The 20,099-nt window shown below is 42.7% G+C and carries 19 protein-coding genes and 2 riboswitches; of the genes, 15 read left to right on the top strand and 4 right to left on the bottom strand.

The features are described 5' to 3' along the window. The first annotated feature begins 267 nt into the window (after positions 1-267). Together ACH0QE_RS07180 and ACH0QE_RS07175 are read left to right on the top strand one after the other, a co-directional pair. Positions 268-393, top strand: coding sequence for a hypothetical protein (locus ACH0QE_RS07180; RefSeq protein ID WP_415800024.1), 126 nt, complete (start codon positions 268-270; stop codon positions 391-393). Between the two features lie 558 nt (positions 394-951). Continuing rightward, positions 952-2,778, top strand: a complete 1,827-nt coding sequence (locus tag ACH0QE_RS07175; protein WP_415800023.1) for a M6 family metalloprotease domain-containing protein — start codon at positions 952-954, stop codon at positions 2,776-2,778. Positions 2,779-2,896: 118 nt separating this feature from the next. Here ACH0QE_RS07175 and ACH0QE_RS07170 read toward each other — a convergent pair whose 3' ends face one another. Continuing rightward, the gene (locus tag ACH0QE_RS07170; protein WP_415800022.1) at positions 2,897-3,784 is read right to left on the bottom strand and encodes a diacylglycerol/lipid kinase family protein; all 888 of its coding nucleotides are present in this window, start codon (positions 3,782-3,784) and stop codon (positions 2,897-2,899) included. Positions 3,785-4,082: 298 nt separating this feature from the next. Then, positions 4,083-4,225: riboswitch (cyclic di-AMP (ydaO/yuaA leader) on the top strand. Between the two features lie 182 nt (positions 4,226-4,407). Between ACH0QE_RS07170 and ACH0QE_RS07165 the strand changes: the two genes are divergently transcribed. From ACH0QE_RS07165 to ACH0QE_RS07110, 12 genes are all read left to right on the top strand, one after another. Beyond that, positions 4,408-5,748 (top strand): TrkH family potassium uptake protein, encoded by a 1,341-nt coding sequence (locus tag ACH0QE_RS07165; RefSeq protein ID WP_415800021.1) that lies wholly within the window; start codon positions 4,408-4,410, stop codon positions 5,746-5,748. 12 nt (positions 5,749-5,760) lie between these two features. Then, positions 5,761-6,417: a potassium channel family protein gene (locus ACH0QE_RS07160; RefSeq protein ID WP_415800020.1), complete on the top strand. Its 657-nt coding sequence runs from the start codon at positions 5,761-5,763 to the stop codon at positions 6,415-6,417. Between the two features lie 156 nt (positions 6,418-6,573). Then, the gene (locus tag ACH0QE_RS07155) at positions 6,574-7,554 is read left to right on the top strand and encodes a BMP family lipoprotein (RefSeq protein ID WP_415800019.1); all 981 of its coding nucleotides are present in this window, start codon (positions 6,574-6,576) and stop codon (positions 7,552-7,554) included. A gap of 24 nt (positions 7,555-7,578) precedes the next feature. Further along, a complete protein-coding gene (locus tag ACH0QE_RS07150) occupies positions 7,579-9,234 on the top strand; it encodes a methyl-accepting chemotaxis protein (protein ID WP_415800018.1) in 1,656 nt (551 codons plus the stop codon). Between the two features lie 376 nt (positions 9,235-9,610). Then, positions 9,611-10,186: a chromate transporter gene (locus tag ACH0QE_RS07145; RefSeq protein ID WP_415800017.1), complete on the top strand. Its 576-nt coding sequence runs from the start codon at positions 9,611-9,613 to the stop codon at positions 10,184-10,186. After that, entirely contained in the window at positions 10,183-10,713 is a 531-nt protein-coding gene (locus ACH0QE_RS07140) for a chromate transporter (RefSeq protein ID WP_226601869.1), read from the top strand. Before ACH0QE_RS07145 ends, ACH0QE_RS07140 begins: the two co-directional genes overlap by 4 nt. A gap of 148 nt (positions 10,714-10,861) precedes the next feature. Next, a riboswitch (SAM riboswitch) is annotated at positions 10,862-10,967 on the top strand. Positions 10,968-11,041: 74 nt separating this feature from the next. After that, positions 11,042-12,055, top strand: coding sequence for a methionine ABC transporter ATP-binding protein (locus ACH0QE_RS07135; RefSeq protein ID WP_415800016.1), 1,014 nt, complete (start codon positions 11,042-11,044; stop codon positions 12,053-12,055). Next, positions 12,045-12,710, top strand: coding sequence for a methionine ABC transporter permease (locus ACH0QE_RS07130; RefSeq protein WP_415800025.1), 666 nt, complete (start codon positions 12,045-12,047; stop codon positions 12,708-12,710). Before ACH0QE_RS07135 ends, ACH0QE_RS07130 begins: the two co-directional genes overlap by 11 nt. Positions 12,711-12,731: 21 nt before the next feature. After that, positions 12,732-13,559 (top strand): MetQ/NlpA family ABC transporter substrate-binding protein, encoded by an 828-nt coding sequence (locus ACH0QE_RS07125; RefSeq protein ID WP_415800015.1) that lies wholly within the window; start codon positions 12,732-12,734, stop codon positions 13,557-13,559. A gap of 577 nt (positions 13,560-14,136) precedes the next feature. Continuing rightward, entirely contained in the window at positions 14,137-15,396 is a 1,260-nt protein-coding gene (locus ACH0QE_RS07120; RefSeq protein ID WP_415800014.1) for a DUF445 domain-containing protein, read from the top strand. Positions 15,397-15,491: 95 nt separating this feature from the next. Next, on the top strand, positions 15,492-15,869 hold the full coding sequence (locus tag ACH0QE_RS07115; protein WP_415800013.1) for a hypothetical protein: 378 nt from the start codon (positions 15,492-15,494) through the stop codon (positions 15,867-15,869). Positions 15,870-15,882: 13 nt separating this feature from the next. After that, the gene (locus tag ACH0QE_RS07110) at positions 15,883-16,242 is read left to right on the top strand and encodes a cupin domain-containing protein (RefSeq protein ID WP_415800012.1); all 360 of its coding nucleotides are present in this window, start codon (positions 15,883-15,885) and stop codon (positions 16,240-16,242) included. A 34-nt stretch (positions 16,243-16,276) separates the two neighbouring features. Here the strand turns inward: ACH0QE_RS07110 and ACH0QE_RS07105 are convergent, their stop codons facing one another. From ACH0QE_RS07105 to ACH0QE_RS07095, 3 genes are all read right to left on the bottom strand, one after another. Continuing rightward, positions 16,277-17,053 (bottom strand): STAS domain-containing protein, encoded by a 777-nt coding sequence (locus ACH0QE_RS07105; protein ID WP_415800011.1) that lies wholly within the window; start codon positions 17,051-17,053, stop codon positions 16,277-16,279. Positions 17,054-17,162: 109 nt separating this feature from the next. Continuing rightward, positions 17,163-17,666, bottom strand: a complete 504-nt coding sequence (locus tag ACH0QE_RS07100; RefSeq protein WP_415800010.1) for a DoxX family protein — start codon at positions 17,664-17,666, stop codon at positions 17,163-17,165. A 357-nt stretch (positions 17,667-18,023) separates the two neighbouring features. Continuing rightward, positions 18,024-18,539 (bottom strand): DoxX family protein, encoded by a 516-nt coding sequence (locus tag ACH0QE_RS07095; protein ID WP_415800009.1) that lies wholly within the window; start codon positions 18,537-18,539, stop codon positions 18,024-18,026. A 201-nt stretch (positions 18,540-18,740) separates the two neighbouring features. Here ACH0QE_RS07095 and ACH0QE_RS07090 point away from each other — a divergent pair, with 201 nt between their 5' ends. Then, the gene (locus ACH0QE_RS07090; protein ID WP_415800008.1) at positions 18,741-19,928 is read left to right on the top strand and encodes an MFS transporter; all 1,188 of its coding nucleotides are present in this window, start codon (positions 18,741-18,743) and stop codon (positions 19,926-19,928) included. Positions 19,929-20,099: the final 171 nt, after the last annotated feature.

Here is a 20,099-nt window from a genome sequence, read left to right as displayed (position 1 = left end):
TATTATGCCAGGTTTTAAGCGCGGAGCCGCAAAGCTGTCAAGAAAGCGAGGTTATTATGACAGGTTGGAAGTGCAGAGCCGCAAAGCTGTCAAGAAAGCGAGGTTATTATGACAGATTGGAAGTGCAGAGCAAGAGCCCTAAAGACAGGTTTGAAGTGCAGAGCCCTAAAGCTGTCAAGAAAGCAAAGTTATTATGACAGGTTTTAAGGATAAAAGTTAAAAGTTGTCAGAAGATGATCCAGCTTCAGACAGCTTTGGAGGAAAAGGATGAAAAGTTGTCTGAACATGCTCCAACTTCAGACAGGTTTGGAGGAAAAGGATGAAAAGTTGTCAGAACATGATCCAACTTCAGACAGGTTTGGAGGAAAAGCGAGAAAAGCTGTCAGAACATAATCCAACTTCAGACAGGTTTGATGAAAAAGGATGAAAAGTTGTCAGAAGATGCTCCAACTTGAGACAGGTTTGTAGGAAAAAGAGGAAGAGCTGTCAGAAGTCAAAGCAACTTCGGACAGGTTTGATGGAAAAGCAGGAAAAATTGTCAAAAGATGCTCCAACTTGAGAAAGGTTTGGAGGAAAAAGAGGAAGAGCTGTCAGAAGTTAAAGCAACTTAAGACAGGTATGATGGAAAAGCAGGAAAAGTTGTCAGAACGTGAACCAACTTCAGACAGGTTTGATTGGAAAAGCGGGAAAGTTGTCAGAACATGAACCAACTTCAGGCAGGTTTGATGGAAAAACATAAAAAGTTGTCCGAACTTCCTAACATGTTAATTATTATTAAAATATTATATGGTTTATTATGGTAATATAGTTAATTTTTATGTATAAAATGCAAAAGTTAAGCATTTCGACTCACGAAAAAAACTATCAAACCATACTTTATCCCTATTTAGAATATACTGAATATTTTATATTATTTAGGAAATAGAAATATTCTAATAGGGAGTGGATACTGTGTTTAAAGTCCTTTCAACTTCAGCGCTTTCTCTTGCTTTGGCAGGGAGCGCAGTGTTTGCGGGAGTCAGCCCGACTGATTCCGCTGTAAAACCACAGAGTAAATATGAATTAAGCCTTGCGAACTATGTTGGTGCTGCGCCAGAGTTAGTAGATAGAGCAAAGGAATTAGGGATTGATATTTCCAAGGTCGACCCTGCTGAAAAGGTTGCACAAAATGGAGCTAAATTCCAGCAGCCTGGTGACAATAATGTAGATTATAAAGAGGCAACAGGTGATGTTCCTGTACTCGTATTACTGGCCAAATATCCTGACGGAGATGAGCCGGTTGGTGACATGCCAGGACAAGTTCCGCCGGAGTATTATGAGGATCTTATTTTTGGTACGGAATATAATCCATATGAACTGGAGCAGTTTAAAAAATACGATGGTCCAGATGTCCCTAAAGATCGAACAATGCAAAATGCTTATAAAGAATCAAGTTACGGAAAAGTTAATTTAGTACGAAAAGAAAATACTGAATTTGTATGGGTAGAGATGCCGAAGGGTGCCTCGTATTATCTTGACCAGGAAGGCAAGTATGCAGAAAATGGCACATATGTGAATGGTAACGTTAACGGTGATGCGCATACTGGGGAATTCGTACGTGACCTTTTGAAAGCGGCTGATGAGCAGGTCGATTTCTCCCAATATGCTGTGGATGGAGAAGTTCCAAACGTATTCGTCGTCCATGAAGGAACTGGAGCAGAATACAGCCGTGACCCGGGCCAATTCTGGTCTCATAAATGGAATATCCTTAGCGCACTATACTATGGAAAATACTATGAAACTGGCACACCGACTCCTCAATATGAAGGTGTAGATGAAGGCCAGTGGATTGAAGATACAATCAAGGAAGATATGACATACGATGGAGTAATTGTAAATAACTATAATATCCAGCCGGGTATCGGCGGTAACGTAGCTGGTTTTGATACAGCAACAAACACTTATAAAGAAGAAGCAAAAACTGGTCCATTCCCAGTACAGACTGGCGTTTATGCGCACGAGTTTGGACATGCACTTGGACTTCCTGATTTCTATGACACTGTTTACTCATCTGAAGGTGTAGGTAACTATTCAATGATGGCAGGCGGTTCTTGGATGCGCTACCCTAATAAGCCTGAGTACGGTGGAAACTCTCCAACACAATTCGATCCGTTTTCTAAGATTTTCTTAGGATGGGCAAATCCGATCGAAGTAACACCAGAAAGTGGAGTGAAAACGATCACTTTGCCAGCTGCAAACAAGGCAACTGCTGAAAACGGAATCGTCAAAATGGAAGTTCCAGGATCAAACGGAACTGAATATTTCCTGTTCGAAAATATGCAGCAGGATGGTTTTAATAAAGGTATGGTTCGCCAAGGTGAAGATGCTCATGGCTTAGTTGCATGGCATGTAGACGAAAACATCATCAATCTTTACCAGACTGCTGGCTTCCGTCCAAACAACGTTGAAAACTGGATGAACAAGCGCTTCCAGTTCAACCAGTCACAGACTGCAAGCAATGGCGACGTGGTAACACACTATGGTTTGTCTGTTCTTCAGGCAGATGGCAATTATGACCTTGAAAGAAACCTTAACCGCGGTGATGCTGCTGACTTCTTCAAGACTGGCAGCAAAATCACTCCAGTAAGCGGCAACGTTCATACTGGTTCGTACTACTTCTGGAAAGGACTTAGCGATACACCTGCTGACTCTGGAATCCATGTTACGGATATCAAAGAAAACAAAGATGGATCAATCACAGCTAAGTTCTTCTACAACTTCAATTCCAGTGTAAAATAAAAAACGCTGAAAAAACCTGAGCAGGTTCATTCCTGCTCAGGTTTTTTATATTATGATAAAAGACGATAACTAAAAGTTAATCCAACACTGGTGAACGAAGCGAGTGTCCTATTAGCCATTAAACGTTTTCAGGAACAAAAACATCCAAATGACTCTGCAGAACATTCGCCTTGAATGGCAATGGTTCACCTTCCTCCCCATCAATGTTCACCACATGCGGTTTGTCGGAAGTAACATTAAGGACAGAGGTCCGTATATATTCTACTTCTTCACTTTCCTCCAATTCACCCTTCAGAAGTGAAGGGATCAGTGATGCAATTTTCGGTACGGACATTTTCTTGATAATAAACGTATGGAACTTTCCGTCATTCACGGTTGCTTCTGGGGCGAGGGCTTCAAACCCGCCAACAGAATTCGTCAGCGCAGCAAGCAGCAGGAAAGTTTGGCCTTCCCATTTACCGTTATCGTGCTCGACACTTATATTTATTGCCTCTCCATTTAGGAAAGATTTTGCTCCCTCCATAAAATAGGCCAGTGAACCAAGTCTTGTTTTTAGTTCAGGGCTTACACTGTAAGAAGCTTCTGCAATCGCTCCTACTGCTATAACATTGGCGAAATAATGCTCATTGATTTTACCAATATCCACTGGCTGGAGGTTTTGCCCATCCAGAATCGAAATAGCTTCATAGGGATCCAGGGGAATATTTAGTGCCCTGGCAAAATCATTGACCGTACCGAGTGGGATGATGCCGAGAGCAGGTCTATGGGCTTGTTCAGCCAGTCCATTTATGGCCTCGTTGATTGTACCGTCACCGCCCATGGCAATGACCGCATCGTATAAAGCAATGCAGGCTTCGCTAGCAAATGCAGCAGCATCGCCTTCTTTCTCGGTTCTTCGAATATCTATATCATCGTATTTCTCCCGTAAGGTTTCCTCTGTTTTTTCAGCATAGTCAGTCGCTTTTTCTTTTCCTGACGATGGATTCAATATTATCATGGCTTTCATCCACGCAAACCTCCCCAAAAAATCTATTCTCAGAAACAAGTCTATCAACCCTATTATTTACCTTTAAATGAATCACTATAAACCGCGTCGTCTGGAGTTGGAATCGCGCATTAATTAAAAAGTAAAAAACAAAGAAAAACGGCGATTCAGTAAGAAATACTATGATTTGCCATCATTATCGGATGAAATTGAATAAAAAGAGTCATTTTTGGCTTCCTTTACATGTTTACAATAGAATGTCGCAGGAGTATGATTACAACAGTTTCAGATTTCTGAACAAAAATTAAATGAGTTTCATATTTCTAAATCGCTGAATCCGATAGGAGCGGGGGAACCATCTTTGTGGATGCAATCCACTTGGGGTGAGGCCTGAATGACAGGCGGGGCTATTCTGAGCCCTAATCCGACAGCTAACTCCGTAAGCGTTGCAGAAGAGGAAGATGAAGCTTGTGTGACAAGTATGTACAAAAGTCCACAAGGCTGCTATCTTTTAGCCTCTGGGGGCTTTTTTGTTTTGCTGCATTTTAGATATGTCGACTATTTTAAAATTTCAGTTTGAACAAAGTCCCTGCAAAGAAATATTAGACGCATAATTCCTCATACTAAGGAAAGAAGGAAGGATCATGCGCAGGAAATTGGTTTTCAGGATGGATCCCCCGAAAGTGCTTGTTTTTGGATTTGGAGCCATTATTCTTTTAGGGACATTGTTGCTCTCACTGCCAGCTTCCACAGTGGATGGAAGAGGACTTCCCATTTTGGATGCGTTGTTTACGGCAACATCAGCAACTTGTGTAACAGGTCTTGTCGTCGTTGACACAGGTGATACTTTTACACGTTTTGGAGAAATGGTCATCCTGTCGATGATTCAGGTCGGCGGATTGGGTTTCATGAGTTTCGCCACTTTGCTTGCATTTATTTTAGGAAAAAGAATTTCATTGAAAGAAAGGCTGATTATCCAGGAATCATTGAATAACGCAACTGTAGAAGGGATTGTCAGGCTTGTCAAACGAATATTCCTTTTTACAGCGGTAGTCGAAATCACTGGCGGAATTATTCTATCTCTGAGGTTTTCACAGGAAATGGCTGCCGGAAAAGCGATTTATTTTGGTTTTTTTCATGCCGTTTCTAACTTTAATAATGCTGGATTCGATTTGATGGGTGGATTCAATGGGCTTACGGCATTTTCTGAAGACCCGATCGTCAATCTCACCATGATCACACTTATCAGTTTGGGCGGGATTGGGTTCATTGTCATGAATGAGCTATTTGACTATCGCAGGACAAGGAGACTTTCCCTGCATTCAAAAATCGTTTTAGCAATATCGGCTTTTTTGGTGTTTGGAGGTGCTCTCCTGATTTTTATCCTGGAATATAACAATCCATACACCTTGAAGCCAATGACAATGACTGGTAAAATGTTCGGGGCACTTTATCAGGCTGTCACACCGAGGACAGCAGGATCCAATACATTAAATATCCCGGACTTGAAGCAGACAACCTTGATTTTGATCATCTTCCTGATGTTCATTGGCGCTTCGCCAGGCTCTACGGGCGGAGGAATCAAGACAACCACCTTTGCAGTCCTGGTTAGTGCAGTCAGGTCACAAATTCGCGGCAGAGAGGATGTCACATTCTTTGGCAGAAGAATGGATCTGAGCATTATCTCCAAGTCGTTGACGGTTACATTGATTTCACTTTTTTTAATAGGATTGGTTACAATGGTGTTGACTGTTACCGAACCAGGAAAAGAGTTTTTGATGATATTCTTTGAGACGGTCTCAGCTTTTTCAACAGTTGGGCTTTCAATGGGCTTGACCCCTGAGCTGTCATCATACGGAAAAATAGTAATAACGATTACAATGTTCGCAGGCCGGGTTGGTCCGCTGACACTGGCTTTCGCAGTTACGAAAAAAAGAAAAGAGGATCATTATCGATATCCAGCTGGAAAAGTGATGATTGGGTAGGAGGATGTTATTATGGCAAAGCAGTACGCAGTAATTGGAATGGGACGTTTCGGGTCCAGTGTAGCGACCACTCTGTATCATGAAGGAAATGAAGTTCTTGCAATCGATAAGAGTGAACAGCATATCGAAGACTACAAAGAATATGTTACCCATGCGGTAATTGGGGACTCAACTGACGAACAGACATTGAAGGCAGTAGGGATCAGGAACTTTGATACTGTTATTGTAGCAATAGGGGATGATATTCAGGCTAGTATTCTCACCGTTCTGATTTTGAAAGAAATGGGAGTTTCAAATGTCGTTGCCAAAGCCCTTAACAAACACCATGCACAAGTATTGTTCAAGGTTGGCGCGGACAAAGTCATTTTCCCGGAAAGGGATATGGGGGAGAGAGTCGCCCACCAGCTGATGGCATCACCCAATGTATTGAACTTTATCGAGCTATCGGATGATTACAGTATTGAGGAAATCAAGCTTCCTTTGAGCATGGCTGGAAAAAACTTGATTGAAATCAATCTGCGTGCCAAATACAATATCACAGTAATCGGCGTGAAAACTGCCAACAAGGTCGACATCTCTCCTGATCCAGAGAAAACACTAAGAGCAGAAGATATTCTGATTGTCCTTGGCGAAAATGGTGACTTGAACAGGTTTACTAAAATTAAATAATGAAAATCGAAGCAGGCTGTATTGCACAGCCTGCTTTTTCTATCCTTTAGTAGTTAGAAAATTAACAAAAGATAGACTTTCTCCATAACCGTAAACAAAAAATAGCTATGGTCGATGAAATACATATAAATTTTTAAAAGGGAGCAGGACATCTAGATGAAACGAATTATGAATATGCTTGTAATCTTATTTTTACTGATAGGCACCCTTGCTGGGTGTGCAAACTCGGAGCTGAAGGCGAAAGAAAGGGTTAAAATCGGCATTATGTTGTCTGACGTCGGACTTGGAGACCAATCTTTCAGTGATGCGGCTTTTGCTGGACTGGTGAAAGCGAGAAACGAGCTTGATATTCTTTTTGATTACAGAGAGCTTCAGTCTGTAGGCACCTATGAAAAAGGGTTCACTGAGCTTGTCGAAGATGGAAATGATATCGTGATTGGCTTGGGTTTCATGGTCCTTGAGGATCTAGAGAAGGTAGCAAAAAAATATCCGGAACAGCAATTTATCCTGGTTGATTCAGTATCACAATTGGATAATATCACATCCATTACTTTTAAAGAAGAACAAGGAAGTTTCCTTGCTGGTGCCGTAGCCGCAATGGCTTCAAAATCAAATATCGTCGGATTTGTTGGCGGAGCCGATGTGTCACTGATTCACAAGTTTAAAGCTGGGTTTGAGCAGGGAGTAAAGGCTGTGAATCCGGAAGCAGAGGTTAAAGTTGCATACGCGAATGATTTTGGCAATGCAGAGCTTGGAGGAAAGATTGCTTCAGGAATGATTGATGAAGGTGCGGATGTTCTTTATGCTGCAGCGGGTTTTACAGGTGTCGGTGTATTGAAGGAAGCTCAATCCAGGAAAAAGTTTGCTATTGGTGTGGATAGTGATCAATACTTTTTTGCTGAAAAAGCCATCATTACCTCGATGCTGAAAAATGTCGATGTCGCGCTTTATGAAACAGTCAAGGAATTCCAGGGGGAAAATAAGCTTAAAGCAAAGCAAATCGAATTAGGCATAAACGAAAAAGGAGTCGGGCTTGCACCAATCAGGGTGATCAAGCTGACTCCAGAACAGGAAAAAAGCATAGAAGACCTGGAAGCTAAACTATCAAGAAATGAGCTTTCAATAAAGCTAGATTAACAAGTTGCAACTGGGGGAGCTAACATGACAATAAAAAAGAAATTACTGCTTAACTTATTACTCGCCATTGGGTTATCGATTGTGATGATCTCATTCATTATCTACAGAATGCTGATGGTCCAGGCATCCAACCAAGATTACGTACAGGTACTGCTGACAGTGCAGAATCTTCAGTCTGAGACATCTGCGACGAAGCAATCGCTTAGCAATTTCTCATTCAACCCAACCGAAGGGAACAGGCAGGATGCTCTGACGAAAATGGAGAAGACCTCTCAAATTTTCACAAAGGCAAAAGGCTTGATTCAGCAGGAAGATAGCAAAACAGTTTTGGCCAAGGCTTTTGAAAAGTTTACTGCCCTGGAGGGTGAAGCCAAAAAAGCGCTAGATGAAAAAAACAGTGCGGAAGTGAAGCGCCAGTCACTGCGGAGTGAAGGTGTCCTGAATGACCTTCACCTGCTGAATATACAGGTCAATGAATATTACGATTTTCTTCAGAAGGACTTGAAAAATCAAATTCAATTCATTATATTGGCGGCGATTATAGGCAGCATTCTGCTTGTGGCAGTTGCCGGGGGAATCGGGATCAGGCTGACTAGTTCGATCACCAAGCCATTGAAGCAGATTGCTATTAATGCTCAGGAAATCGCCAAAGGGAACCTGATGATCGAAAAAGTTCCTTATAAACACAAAGACGAGTTAGGCACACTAAATGAGTCGTTTGACCTGATGGCGGCACAATTGACATCCTTGCTGCAAAAGGTGAATATGGCGAGCAGGGAAGTAGAGGATTTCGCAGCGGAAATTGAGCAGGAAAATATCGCGCTGACGGAGATCTCCAATCAAGTGGCTGTATCAACGGATGAGCTTTCTGCAGGAGCACAAACCGTTTCAGAAGATTTACAGCAATCAGTCGAGCTGATAGACGATATGGATAAAGAGATCATGCTTAACCTGGACCACACCCAGGAATCCTCTTCTTACAGCAGGGAAGCTGTGGAAGCAATTGGCGAAGGAAGAAAGGCAATCGAAGGACAAAAAGCCTTGATTACGGAAAACAAAAAGGCTTCAAAGTCCATCCAGTCGGCAACCGACCATTTTGTAGGCTATGCAGCAAAAATTGAAGACATGGCTGCATCTGTTTCGGCAATCGCTGCTCAAACGAATTTGCTTGCTTTAAACGCGGCTATCGAAGCTGCAAGGGCAGGCGAGGCTGGAAAAGGTTTCGCGGTAGTCGCCGCAGAGGTCAGAAAGCTGGCGGAAGAATCAAATACTGCCACAACACAAATTTTTGATATGGTCAATCTACTGAAAAACGGTCTCGATGAAATAGGAGAAGCAGTGAACAAAGGCGGTGCCATCGCGGATGAGCAGATGGAGTCAATGAATGTAACAATGAGTGCATTTGGGAATATCGAATCCAAGGTAAGCGGCATTTCGGAAAAGGTCGCTCAGCTTGTCAAGGGTATGGAAGCTTCAAAAGAATTGGGAGCCAGGGTACTTCATAATGTCGAATCCATCAGTGCAGTCGTCGAAGAGACAGCTGCAGGAAGCGAGGAAATCTCCGCTTCAACTACTGAACAATTATCGGCATTCGGCAACCTATCGAAAAAGGTTACTGACTTGAGAAAGCTGACAAATGAGTTGAATGATTCTGTTTCGATTTTTAAATTTGATAGATAATTTCATGAGTATCATAGCCTTAGGGCTATGGTACTTTTTTTATTTGCAATCGGTGGTTAACTGCAGAATGGTGACTTGGTCGAAATATGTGGAAATGTGGTCGGAAAAGTCCCGAATGTGGTCGAAATAATCCCAAATGTGGTCGAATTAATTCAAAATGTGGTCGAAAAAATTAAAAATTCGCCAATATATTGCCTCGCGAAGGGAAGCTAAACCATTTACATGGCGATTATTACGATAAATGAGGCCATCCACGGCAAATTAACTTGAATTTGACATGCAGTATTGAATATATGAGTCTATAATAAAATAAAAGTAATAAGATTTATAGAAAGAGACTGCTTTAGGCACTAATAACAGAAGAGAAGGTGAAGTTTTGAAACAAAGTGATTTATTCTTAGCGTTTTTTCGCGTCGGAATCCTCGGTTATGGCGGCGGCCCGTCATCGATTCCGCTTGTACATAAGGAAGTGGTAGAAAAATATAAATGGATGGATTCTGATGAGTTCGGGGATGTCCTTGCCTTGGGAAATGCACTGCCAGGACCAATTGCCACAAAAATGGCGGGCTACATTGGCTATCGTGTAGGAGGATACCTGGGTATGATCAATGCTCTAGCAGCGACGATGATTCCGGCGATCATCCTGATGATCCTGCTGCTGACCGGACTGAACTCATACAAAGATGAGCCATGGGTAAACGGAATGGCCGAGGCTGTTGTTCCAGTTGTTGCTGTCATGCTTGCTGTCCTGACATGGGACTTCATCAAGAAATCAGGGAAATCCAAGCTTGGATGGGCCTGGACAGCTGTGGCGCTTATTGGCAGCCTGGTACTTCTTCAGTTCTTGAATCTGCATCCCGCTATTTTAATTTTTGTATTGCTGCTGAGTGCCTTGCTGAAAAAAGACCCTGCTCCAGCTGAAAATAAACAAAGAGGAGGGGAGCAGCAATGATCTATTTCCATATATTTTTGGCCTTCTTCATTCCGGGGATTTTAGGGTATGGCGGTGGACCTGCCTCCATTCCGTTAATCGAAAATGAAGTTGTTGACCGTTATGAATGGATGTCAGTCAACGAATTCAGTGAAGTGCTGGCGATGGGCAACGCACTGCCAGGGCCGATTGCAACCAAGATGGCAGGCTATATTGGATATGCAGAAGGCGGAATTTTAGGTGCTATAGTTGGAGTATTTGCCACGGTGGCACCATCCTTAATCCTAATGATCAGCTTGCTCGGACTTTTGATGAAGTTCAAAGATTCCCCGCGTGTCAAAAGGCTGACAATCGTGGTCCGCCCTGTCATTGCCGTACTTTTAGGAGTCATGACCTATGATTTCTTTTTCTCTTCTTATGAGGGGGTCGGCCTGATGCAGACCATTCTAATTGGCGGAATCAGTTTCATCCTGATGGAAAAGTTAAAAGTCCACCCTGCCTATGTCATCGCAGGATCCCTTGTTTACGGTGCCCTTGTTTTATCGTAAACAAGGGCTTTTCTTTTTTAAAATAAAAAAATATTTCCTTACTCTCTCAATCATGTAAGCGGTGTCAAGGTAAATCGCTGAAAAAACTTTATTGACAAATAAATCAGATAGTCTTAATATTTCAATTATCGAAATTAATTTAATAAGAAACTTATCAAGAGAGACTGAGGGATTAGGCCCTATGACGTCCGGCAACCTCCTTTTTGGGAAAGGTGCCACTTCCTACAGAATGATTTCATTCTGAAAGATAAGTCGTATAGATGTTTACGATGCCTCTTTCTATGAATGAAAGAGGCTTTTTTATTTTAAAAAAACGGGGGTGCGAAGATTGATTGAAGTGAAAAACCTGGTCAAGATATACGAAACGAAAAAAGGGTGTGTTACTGGTGTTGACCATGTTTCATTAACCGTGAAAAAAGGAGAAATCTACGGGATTGTCGGGTATAGCGGGGCGGGAAAAAGTTCTTTGATACGATGCCTGAATCTCCTTGAGAAGCCGACATCGGGAGAGATCCATATTGACGGTGTGGAGCTTACTTCTTTGAGCAAGAGTGAACTTAGAAAAGCGCGCTTGAAAATCGGAATGATCTTTCAGCATTTCCATCTTGTAAGCGCAAAGACAGTCAGTGAGAACATTGCATTTGCCTTGAAAGCGGCCGGAATTCCAAAAGCGAGAATTCAAGATAGAGTTACTGAGCTACTTGATATGGTCGGCCTGTCGGACAAAAAGGATGTCTATCCGGCACATTTGTCGGGCGGACAGAAGCAGCGCGTCGGCATTGCACGGGCACTGGCGAATAATCCATCTGTCCTCTTGTGTGACGAAGCTACTTCCGCTTTGGATCCGAGCACGACGAAATCGATCCTATCTTTACTTAAAAAGATTAATAGTGAATTGGGCATCACCATTGTCCTCATCACACACGAGATGGAAGTCGTCAAGACCATTTGTGACAGGATGGCTGTTATGCAGGATGGAAAAATCATTGAGGAAGGTGATGTATACGATGTCTTCGCAAATCCGAAACAAACGCTCACAAAGGACTTCGTCAACTCAATCCTCCAATTCGAACTGCCGGAAAGATTGCTGGAGGAGCGTCAAGGTAAGTTGATCAAAATCTATTTTCAGGGTGAGATTGCTGAACAGGGTGTCATTTCAGATGTTTTCCAAACGTTTAAGGTTCGTGGCAATATTCTGCATGGGAAGATCGAATATATTCAGGATATTCCACTGGGGATTTTCATCATGGAGGTCACAGGGGAACAAGTGGAGATTGATCGGGCGATTGCCTACATAGCGGCTAGGACGAAAAACCTGGAGGTGATTGATGATGCTGCTTGATAACCTGATTGAACTATTGCCGGAATTGAACAAAGCATTCTTTGAAACAATCTATATGGTCGGCATCTCCATTCTTGTTGCCATTATCGTAGGATTGCCTACTGGGGTTCTGCTTTTTGTCACCGATAAGGGACTTTTTCTTGAAAATCAAATTTTTAAGAATATTGCAGGCTTCATCGTCAATATGATTCGCTCGGTGCCATTTATTATCTTGTTGATCGCCCTGCTGCCACTGGCGAATCTAATCGCAGGTACAACCATCGGGCCGACAGCTGCATCTGTTTCGCTATCGGTCGCGGCGATTCCGTTCTTTGCTAGAATCGTAGAGCAAAGCTTCCGAGAAATTGATAAGGGTGTCATCGAAGCTGCCGTTGCAACTGGTGCGACGCCTTGGATGATCATCAAAGATGTCCTGATTCCTGAGGCAAAGCCGGGTATCGTCCAGGGTGTTACGATTACGATCATCAGTCTTGTTGCATATTCCGCAATGGCCGGCATTGTTGGCGGCGGGGGAGTTGGCGACCTGGCAATCCGCTTCGGTTATTACAGATACGACAATACGATCATGATCACAACAGTCATTATCCTGATTTGCCTCGTCCAGCTAATCCAGTTTGGCGGGGACAGGATTGCAAGAGTAGTAGACAAAAGATAAATAATAGGGGGTACTTTTAAAATGAAAAACTTATTCTTCTCATTAGTGTTGTTATTTTCAATCGGGCTGCTGGCTGCATGCGGCAGCGACTCAGCTTCCAGCGGCGATGCGAAAGCAGACGCTAAACAAGTGACATTCGGTGCGACATCCGGTCCATACAGTGATATGGTCTCGAAAGCCATCAAGCCACTTCTTGAGAAAAAAGGCTATGAAGTGAAAGTAGTCGAATTCAGCGATTACATCCAGCCAAACCTGGCTTTGTCAAAAGATGATCTTGACGCTAACCTTTTCCAGCACAAGGTCTATATGGAAAACTTCGCGAAAGAACATAAGCTTGAGCTTTCGGAAGTCATTGTCGTGCCAACCGCGCCAATGGGGATTTACTCAAAGAAATTCAATTCACTGGATGAAATCACAGAGGGTTCTGCCATCGCGATTCCAAATGACCCAACAAATGCTGCACGCGCCTTCCTGATTCTTGAAGATGCGGGCTTGATCAAGCTTGATCCGAATGCTGACCCACTGACAGTTTCTGAAAAGGACGTAAAAGATAATGTCAAGAACCTGCAGTTCAAGCCAATCGAAGCAGCACAGCTTCCAAGAGCAGTAGAAAGCGTCGACCTTTCCGCCGTACCAGGCAACTTTGCGCTAGCAGCAAAAATGGACCTGCTTGATGCGCTTCAGCTTGAAAACATGCCAGACCAGTACCGCAACCGTGTCGTCATCAATACAAAAGACAAGGATGCCCAATTTGCAAAAGACATCAAAGAAGTCGTTGAATCTGATGAGTTTGAAAAAATCATCGATGAAAAGTTCAAAGGCTTTGGAAAGCCAGAGTGGATGAAGTAGGAGAGTCATAATAATGAAGGCCCGGCAGCCAAGCTCCCGGGACTTTTCCTTTTTTATAGCTTTCTCCCCTATAAATTGGTTAAAATATTAAAGAGACTCTTTTTAGGAAGGCTCTTTTGTTGTTTTTTTAGAATGATTTGCACTAACTAGGTGGAAAGGTAACATCTATAAGCCCAAAAGAGGCCGCTAAGCTAAAAAAGGTCCTATAGAATGAATCTATAAGTCCAAATGAGCCTGCAAATCCAAAAAAGGGCACATAGAAAAATTCTATAAGCCCAAAAGAGGCCGCTGAGCTAAAAAAGGTCCTATAGAATGAATCTATAAGCCCAAAAGAGGCTGCAAATCCAAAAAAGGTCACATAGAAAAATTCTATAAGCCCAAATGAGGCAACAAAGCAAGAAAATGTCCTATAGAATAAATCTATAAGCCCAAATGAGGCAGCAAAGCTAGAATAGGTCCTATAGAATGAATCTATAAGCCCAACCAGGCGGGACGGAAACTTAAAAAGACACTGTAATCCTTTCATAAGTAATAAAATGTCATTTGGCATCAATTTAACAGTAACAGAGGGAGATATATGGAAAAACGAGATAAGAGATCTAGACATTTGGCGGCTATTTCGCTGGCGATTATGGGGGCGGGGTTCCTTGCTATGATGCCGTTCCAGGATTCATTGATCGGCAAACTGCTGATGGGCGGGTTTGAAGCCGGTCTTGTAGGCGGTCTTGCGGACTGGTTTGCTGTAACAGCACTGTTCAGGCATCCGATGGGCATCCCGATTCCTCACACCGCACTTCTGCCGAAAAATCGCGATAAAGTAACGCGAGCGTTAATCAATATGCTTGAAAATGACTGGCTCACGAAAGAGAGCATCATGGATAAGTTCAAGCAGATTCATATTCTGGATAAAATTTTCGAAACGGTTGAGAAGGAGCTGCATTCTGAGTCTGTTAAGCTGAGCATCCAGTCATTCAGCCTGGATGTTGTAAAAAAAATAGATGTGGAAAGATTTGCGCCAAGTATTGAACAAGAAATCAAAGGCTTCCTGTTAGCAGCTGATACTTCGGATATTCTGCAAAAAGCCTCCAGCCATGTATTGTCGAAGGAATATGAGGCGGCAGCATTCAATTATGTACTGAAAGAGACGGAGAAATGGGCGTCGCATGATGAAGCAAAAATGGTTCTTGGGAAACTGGGGAAACAGGCGATTGATACAACGGAAGCTGATGGTCTGTTAAAATTTGCGATCCAATCGTTCAGCAATATGATCACTGAAGAAAAAGTCGGCAACATTTTGCAGTCGTTTATTTTAAAAAGAATGAAAAACCTGCAGCAGGAAGATAATCGCTACCGCCATATGATCCTTGAGAAAGTACGCAAAGAACTTGGCAGCATAAATGAGCGCGAAGCATTAATGTCCGAAATCCAGGCATGGAAAAACAAGATGGTCGAGGATATGGATTTAACCGGACAAATCAGGGGTGTACTGGCAAAGTCAAAGGACCGTGTCATTGCTTTTATCGAAGCAGACAGTTTTGTTGACGATACCGTTACTCCAGTGGTGAAAAGGTTCATTCAGGAGATCAAAGAAGATGAGGGTAAGGTAGCGGCAATCGAAAGCTGGCTCCACGCCAAAATAGCAGGCCTCATTGAAAGAAACCATTCTAAGATCGGCAAGCTTGTTCGAGAGAATCTTGATAAGCTTGATACAGAAACACTCATTGATATGATGGAAAACAACGTCGGAAAAGACTTGCAATGGATCAGGGTGAACGGTGCCGTCTGCGGCTTCCTGATTGGTATCGGTTTGACGATTTTTAAGTTTATTGTTTTGTAAAATGATTGAAAGGCCAATCCAATGCCGGATTGGCCTTTTTACTGTATTAATGAATTATGAAATAAATGGTAATATGATTATAGGAGGGGGAATGCATGGCTAAAAGGAAAATGCTTGTATCATTGATTATCGTTCTAGGGGCTGCCGTCCTTTTAACATCGGTATGGGCTTATCAGCACAAAATACTGTCCGGTAATTTTGACAAATTGACCATTAACGGAATGGATGGCACAACAATTCAGATTATAGAAGACACGGACGAGATTTCAAAAATCGTATCAAAGATTAATGAAAGCCCACGCACTTTCATGTATAATGACGGCTTTAGATACGATCATTTACCGCATGGGACCCTGACCTTTGAAAATAAAACAGAAAAAGTGCAAATAGGGTTTATTTTAACAAATGGGAATACGGTCACGAAATATTGGGAAATTGATACAGATTTTCCTTTCGGAAATACATCAGAATAGGGGAGTGGCAAAGATGGAGAAGATAAATATCAGCGAAAAGTTCTCGCTTTTTAGTGACTATTGGAGTCCGAAAATCGCCGGGGAAATAAACGATATGCATGTAAAGTTCGCCAAGCTGAAGGGTGAGTTCATCTGGCATAAACACGAACATGAGGATGAGATGTTTCTCGTCATAAAAGGAAAGCTGCTGCTTAAGTTCAGGGATAAGGACGTGCACCTGGAGGAAGGGGAATTCATGATTGTACCTAAAGGTGTGGAGCACCTTCCCATTGCGGAGGAAGAAGCGCATGTCATCTTTTTTGAACCCAAATCAACCCTTAATACCGGTGATGAAGTGAATGACAGAACAGTTTCTGAACTTCCATCGATATAAAAAAAAAGGCTCGGTCCCATGACCAAGCCTTTCTTCATTCACCAATTTTCACAAGTTCAAATCCAGTTTCTTTCCACACATAACGGATTCCATGTACAAATGTATTGAAAGTCGGGACATCTACAAGCAAACCATTCAGTACGATTGATTTAGCCATTTCAGGACGGATTCCTACATAAATCGATTGCACCCCCATTAGCTTAAGGGCATTGATGACCTGCTGCAGACGGAACGCGATGGGTGCATCCAGTTCATCCGAAACACCGGTAAAATCAAAAATAACATATTGATTTCCTTGCTGAGCGCTGTGTGAGAGGATTTTTTCCTCCAGCAGCTCCAGTCGATCTTCAGTCAATTTTCCCATAACCGGAACAAGCACAGCTGTGTCAACTGACAGCGGGATGACAGGCATATCAAGAATTTGAAGCTGTTTCCTGTTTTCCTGCAGTGTTTCTTCAAATTCGGTTACATCTTTCCACGTAAGGATAAATCCGCTTTCAATGCCTTCATTGTTGGTTAGTCGATCCACCATAATCTCAGCCAAGAATTTGTTGAACAAGGTAATGCTAGCAAAATAAGGGAATTTCCCTCCGGACAGGATTTTCTGTTGACGGCTGCCATAGACCTCTCCCAAATTTCTGCCGATAAATTTCCCTGGATTATTGATTCCAACATAAGGGCCAATTTGCGCCAATAATTTCTTAGCAGAATCATTGATAAAAACGATATTGTATTCTTCATTAGCGATTAAAATATTTTCATTGATTTTATTTAAAAGTTGGTGGTTTTCTATTGCATCGAGATTGAACAAAGGAATCGCTCCTTTTCTAGTGGGCGTACTATGTAAAATTATAGCTAAGTTTTCCAATTGGGACAAGGAATAGTAAAAGCCTCCTGCCAAATCTCAGGAGGCTGACAATTCATTTAGTGGCTGCTTTCTTTTTGAAGAATGTTTTTTGAATATATGGTATTACCCAGTGGTCCAATCCATATCTGCCTGCGTTATAACCAGCGAAGAGGATCATGAATCCGAAGAAAATATCTGTTGGATTGTGGGATACGGTTCCGGCAAGGAAGAAGCTGAAGTTCATTACTAAACCGAAGAACATGGCAGCAGTTGTCAGGCATCCAAGGATGAGTCCCAAACCGACAAGGAATTCACCGACCGGTACTATAAAGTTGAACAGCTCAATGTTCGGCAGCGCGAAGTTTTCCAGAAAAGAGACATACCAGCCATAAACCATGTTTCCATCAGGACCTTTTACCGGATTGGCGACGGCATTTTTCAAATATCCAGTTGCGTCAAAGCCTTCCCCAGTCATTTTACGCCATCCAGCAACCATCCAGTTGTAACCTAGCCATATACGTATAAAAGTCAAAATTCCGGCGGCAACATTATTTTCTCTCAACCAATTTGCGAACATATCAATCGCTTCCCTTCAAGGATGAATTATTATTTGATTACACTACAATATATTGATCGTTTAAATTAAAATGCGGGCTGGAAGTCTTTGTTCACAAATTAGCAAAAACATATTGTCAGGATTTTGAACACTTGGCGAAGGTGATAACGGTAAAAAAGGTGAGGGAAACAGATATGGAGGATAAACGTGAAAATAGCGGGAGGAACACAAGCGGAGGATTAACGGAAAAAAGGAATCGGTCATGATATCAGGCAGGGGAGAATAACGGCAAAAAGAAGAGCCAGTCAAATTACCAGACAGAGTTAATAACGAAAAAAAGAGCCAGGTATATGCCAGGCTCTCTGCTTATGATTTAAGTTAAACTGCTTTATGCGCAGTTTCAGCTTCTCTTTTAAATACAGTTTTACGAATGAAAGGAACTACCCAGCGATCCAGACCGTATTTGCCGGCGTTGTAGCCTGCGAACAGGATGATGAAGCCGAAGAAGATGTCAGTAGGGTTGTGAGATACTGTTCCGGCAAGGAAAAAGCTGAAGTTCATCACAAGTCCGAAGAACATAGCAGCAGTTGTCAAAGTACCAAGGATCAATCCAAGGCCAACTAAGAATTCACCAAGCGGAACAATAAAGTTGAAAAGTTCGATATTCGGGATCGCAAAGCTTTCAAGGAAGTTCACGTACCAGCCATACACTGCGTTTCCGTCTGGACCTTTAACAGGATTCGCCACGGCATTTTTCAGGTAACCGGATGCGTCAAAGCCTTCCCCAGTCAATTTGCCCCATCCAGCAGTCATCCAGTTATATCCGAGCCAAACCCTAATGACAGTCAACAGGCCAGCAGCAACATTGTTTTCTCTTAACCATTTAGCGAACATATAAATCGCTTCCCTTCAAAAATAAGTAATTATTGATTACACTTACAATATATCAGAATCCGAAATAAAAATGATTAGTTTGTGAAACTGTTCACAAAAACGCAACAACAAATTGACGGAATTTTGAACACGAATCCTATAAAGAGGATGAAGCAGCTACAGTGCCTAAACAATGTGTTTAATCAGAAAGGATGAAATAAGATGGACCAACAATCAGGAGCAACTCAACAAAACCCGGGCACTGAGAAAATCTGGAGCAGGGATTTTTTATTCATTTTCCTTGCTAACTTTTTTATTTTCCTTGGATTTCAAATGACATTGCCGACGATTCCCTTGTTTGTGGAGCAGCTGGGTGGAAATGATCAGCTGATTGGATTCGTTGTAGGAATCTTCACTTTTTCAGCATTGCTTGTCCGTCCTTTCGCAGGGCGAATGCTTGAAACAAGGGGGAGAGGCTTTGTTTACTTGATCGGCCTGGCGATATTCGTGATATCCGTGGGCTCATTTGGGTTTGCAGTGAGCATCGCCTTCTTGTTTTTAATGAGGGTAGTGCAGGGAGTTGGCTGGGGTTTTTCTACTACTGCTTCTGGCACAATTGCTACAGATTTAATCCCACCCCGGCGTAGAGGGGAAGGGATGGGCTACTTTGGTCTCTCCGGAAACGTTGCGCTTGCGATGGGCCCGACTCTCGGTCTGGCTCTCGCTGAAGTCATTACATTCAAAGTGCTGTTTTTAGCTAGTGCCTTTCTCGGACTGACAGCTTTTCTATTAGCATCAAAGATTACGTATAAAAAAGTTGAAAAAAGCGAGAGTGAAGCCGAGCGTCGCAAATGGGATGTATATGAGAAATCCGCCTTGCAGCCATCCTTATTACTATTGTTCATCACGGTGACCTTTGGAGGAATCGCATCCTTCCTGCCCCTCTATTCGACCCAGAAAGGTATTGAGGGAATCCAGTGGTACTTTTTCATTTTTGCGATGGCTCTGATGCTGTCGCGTTCCTTTGCCGGTAAGCTCTATGATAAAAAAGGCCACGGAGCGGTTTTCCTGCCAGGAACATTTTTAATCATGATTGCGATGATCCTGCTGGCATGGCTGCCGAATAGCCTTGTTATGTTCATCGCTGCGGGGTTATATGGATTCGGCTTTGGATCAGTCCAGCCGGCACTGCAGGCATGGGCAGTCCAGGAAGCTCCGATGAATCGGAAGGGCATGGCGAATGCAACCTTCTTCTCCTTTTTCGACTTAGGCGTTGGCGTCGGGGCAATGGCTTTTGGCCAAATCGGGCACTGGCTTGGATATGGCAGCATCTACATTGCCTCTGCCATTTCCGTTTCGATATCAATTATCTTATATATTTTTATGTCGAGAAGGACTGTAAGAAATTAGACCTGTTCCATACCGGAGCAGGTTTTTTATTGGTTAAGGAATTTATTAAATTATTGAGTTGTGGATAACTTCATGAAGTTATCTTAATCCAGCTCCAGCGCCTAGCCCCTCGAGTCGCTTCGGTCCGCCCAATGAAGTCAAAGAACGACTTCACCGGTCGGCCCTCCAGCG

It is taken from the genome of Mesobacillus sp. (genome assembly GCF_047739415.1).
Taxonomy (GTDB): domain Bacteria; phylum Bacillota; class Bacilli; order Bacillales; family Cytobacillaceae; genus Mesobacillus.
The sequence above is the reverse complement of the archived record's forward strand: the minus strand, read 5'-3'. Positions and strand labels throughout refer to the sequence as shown.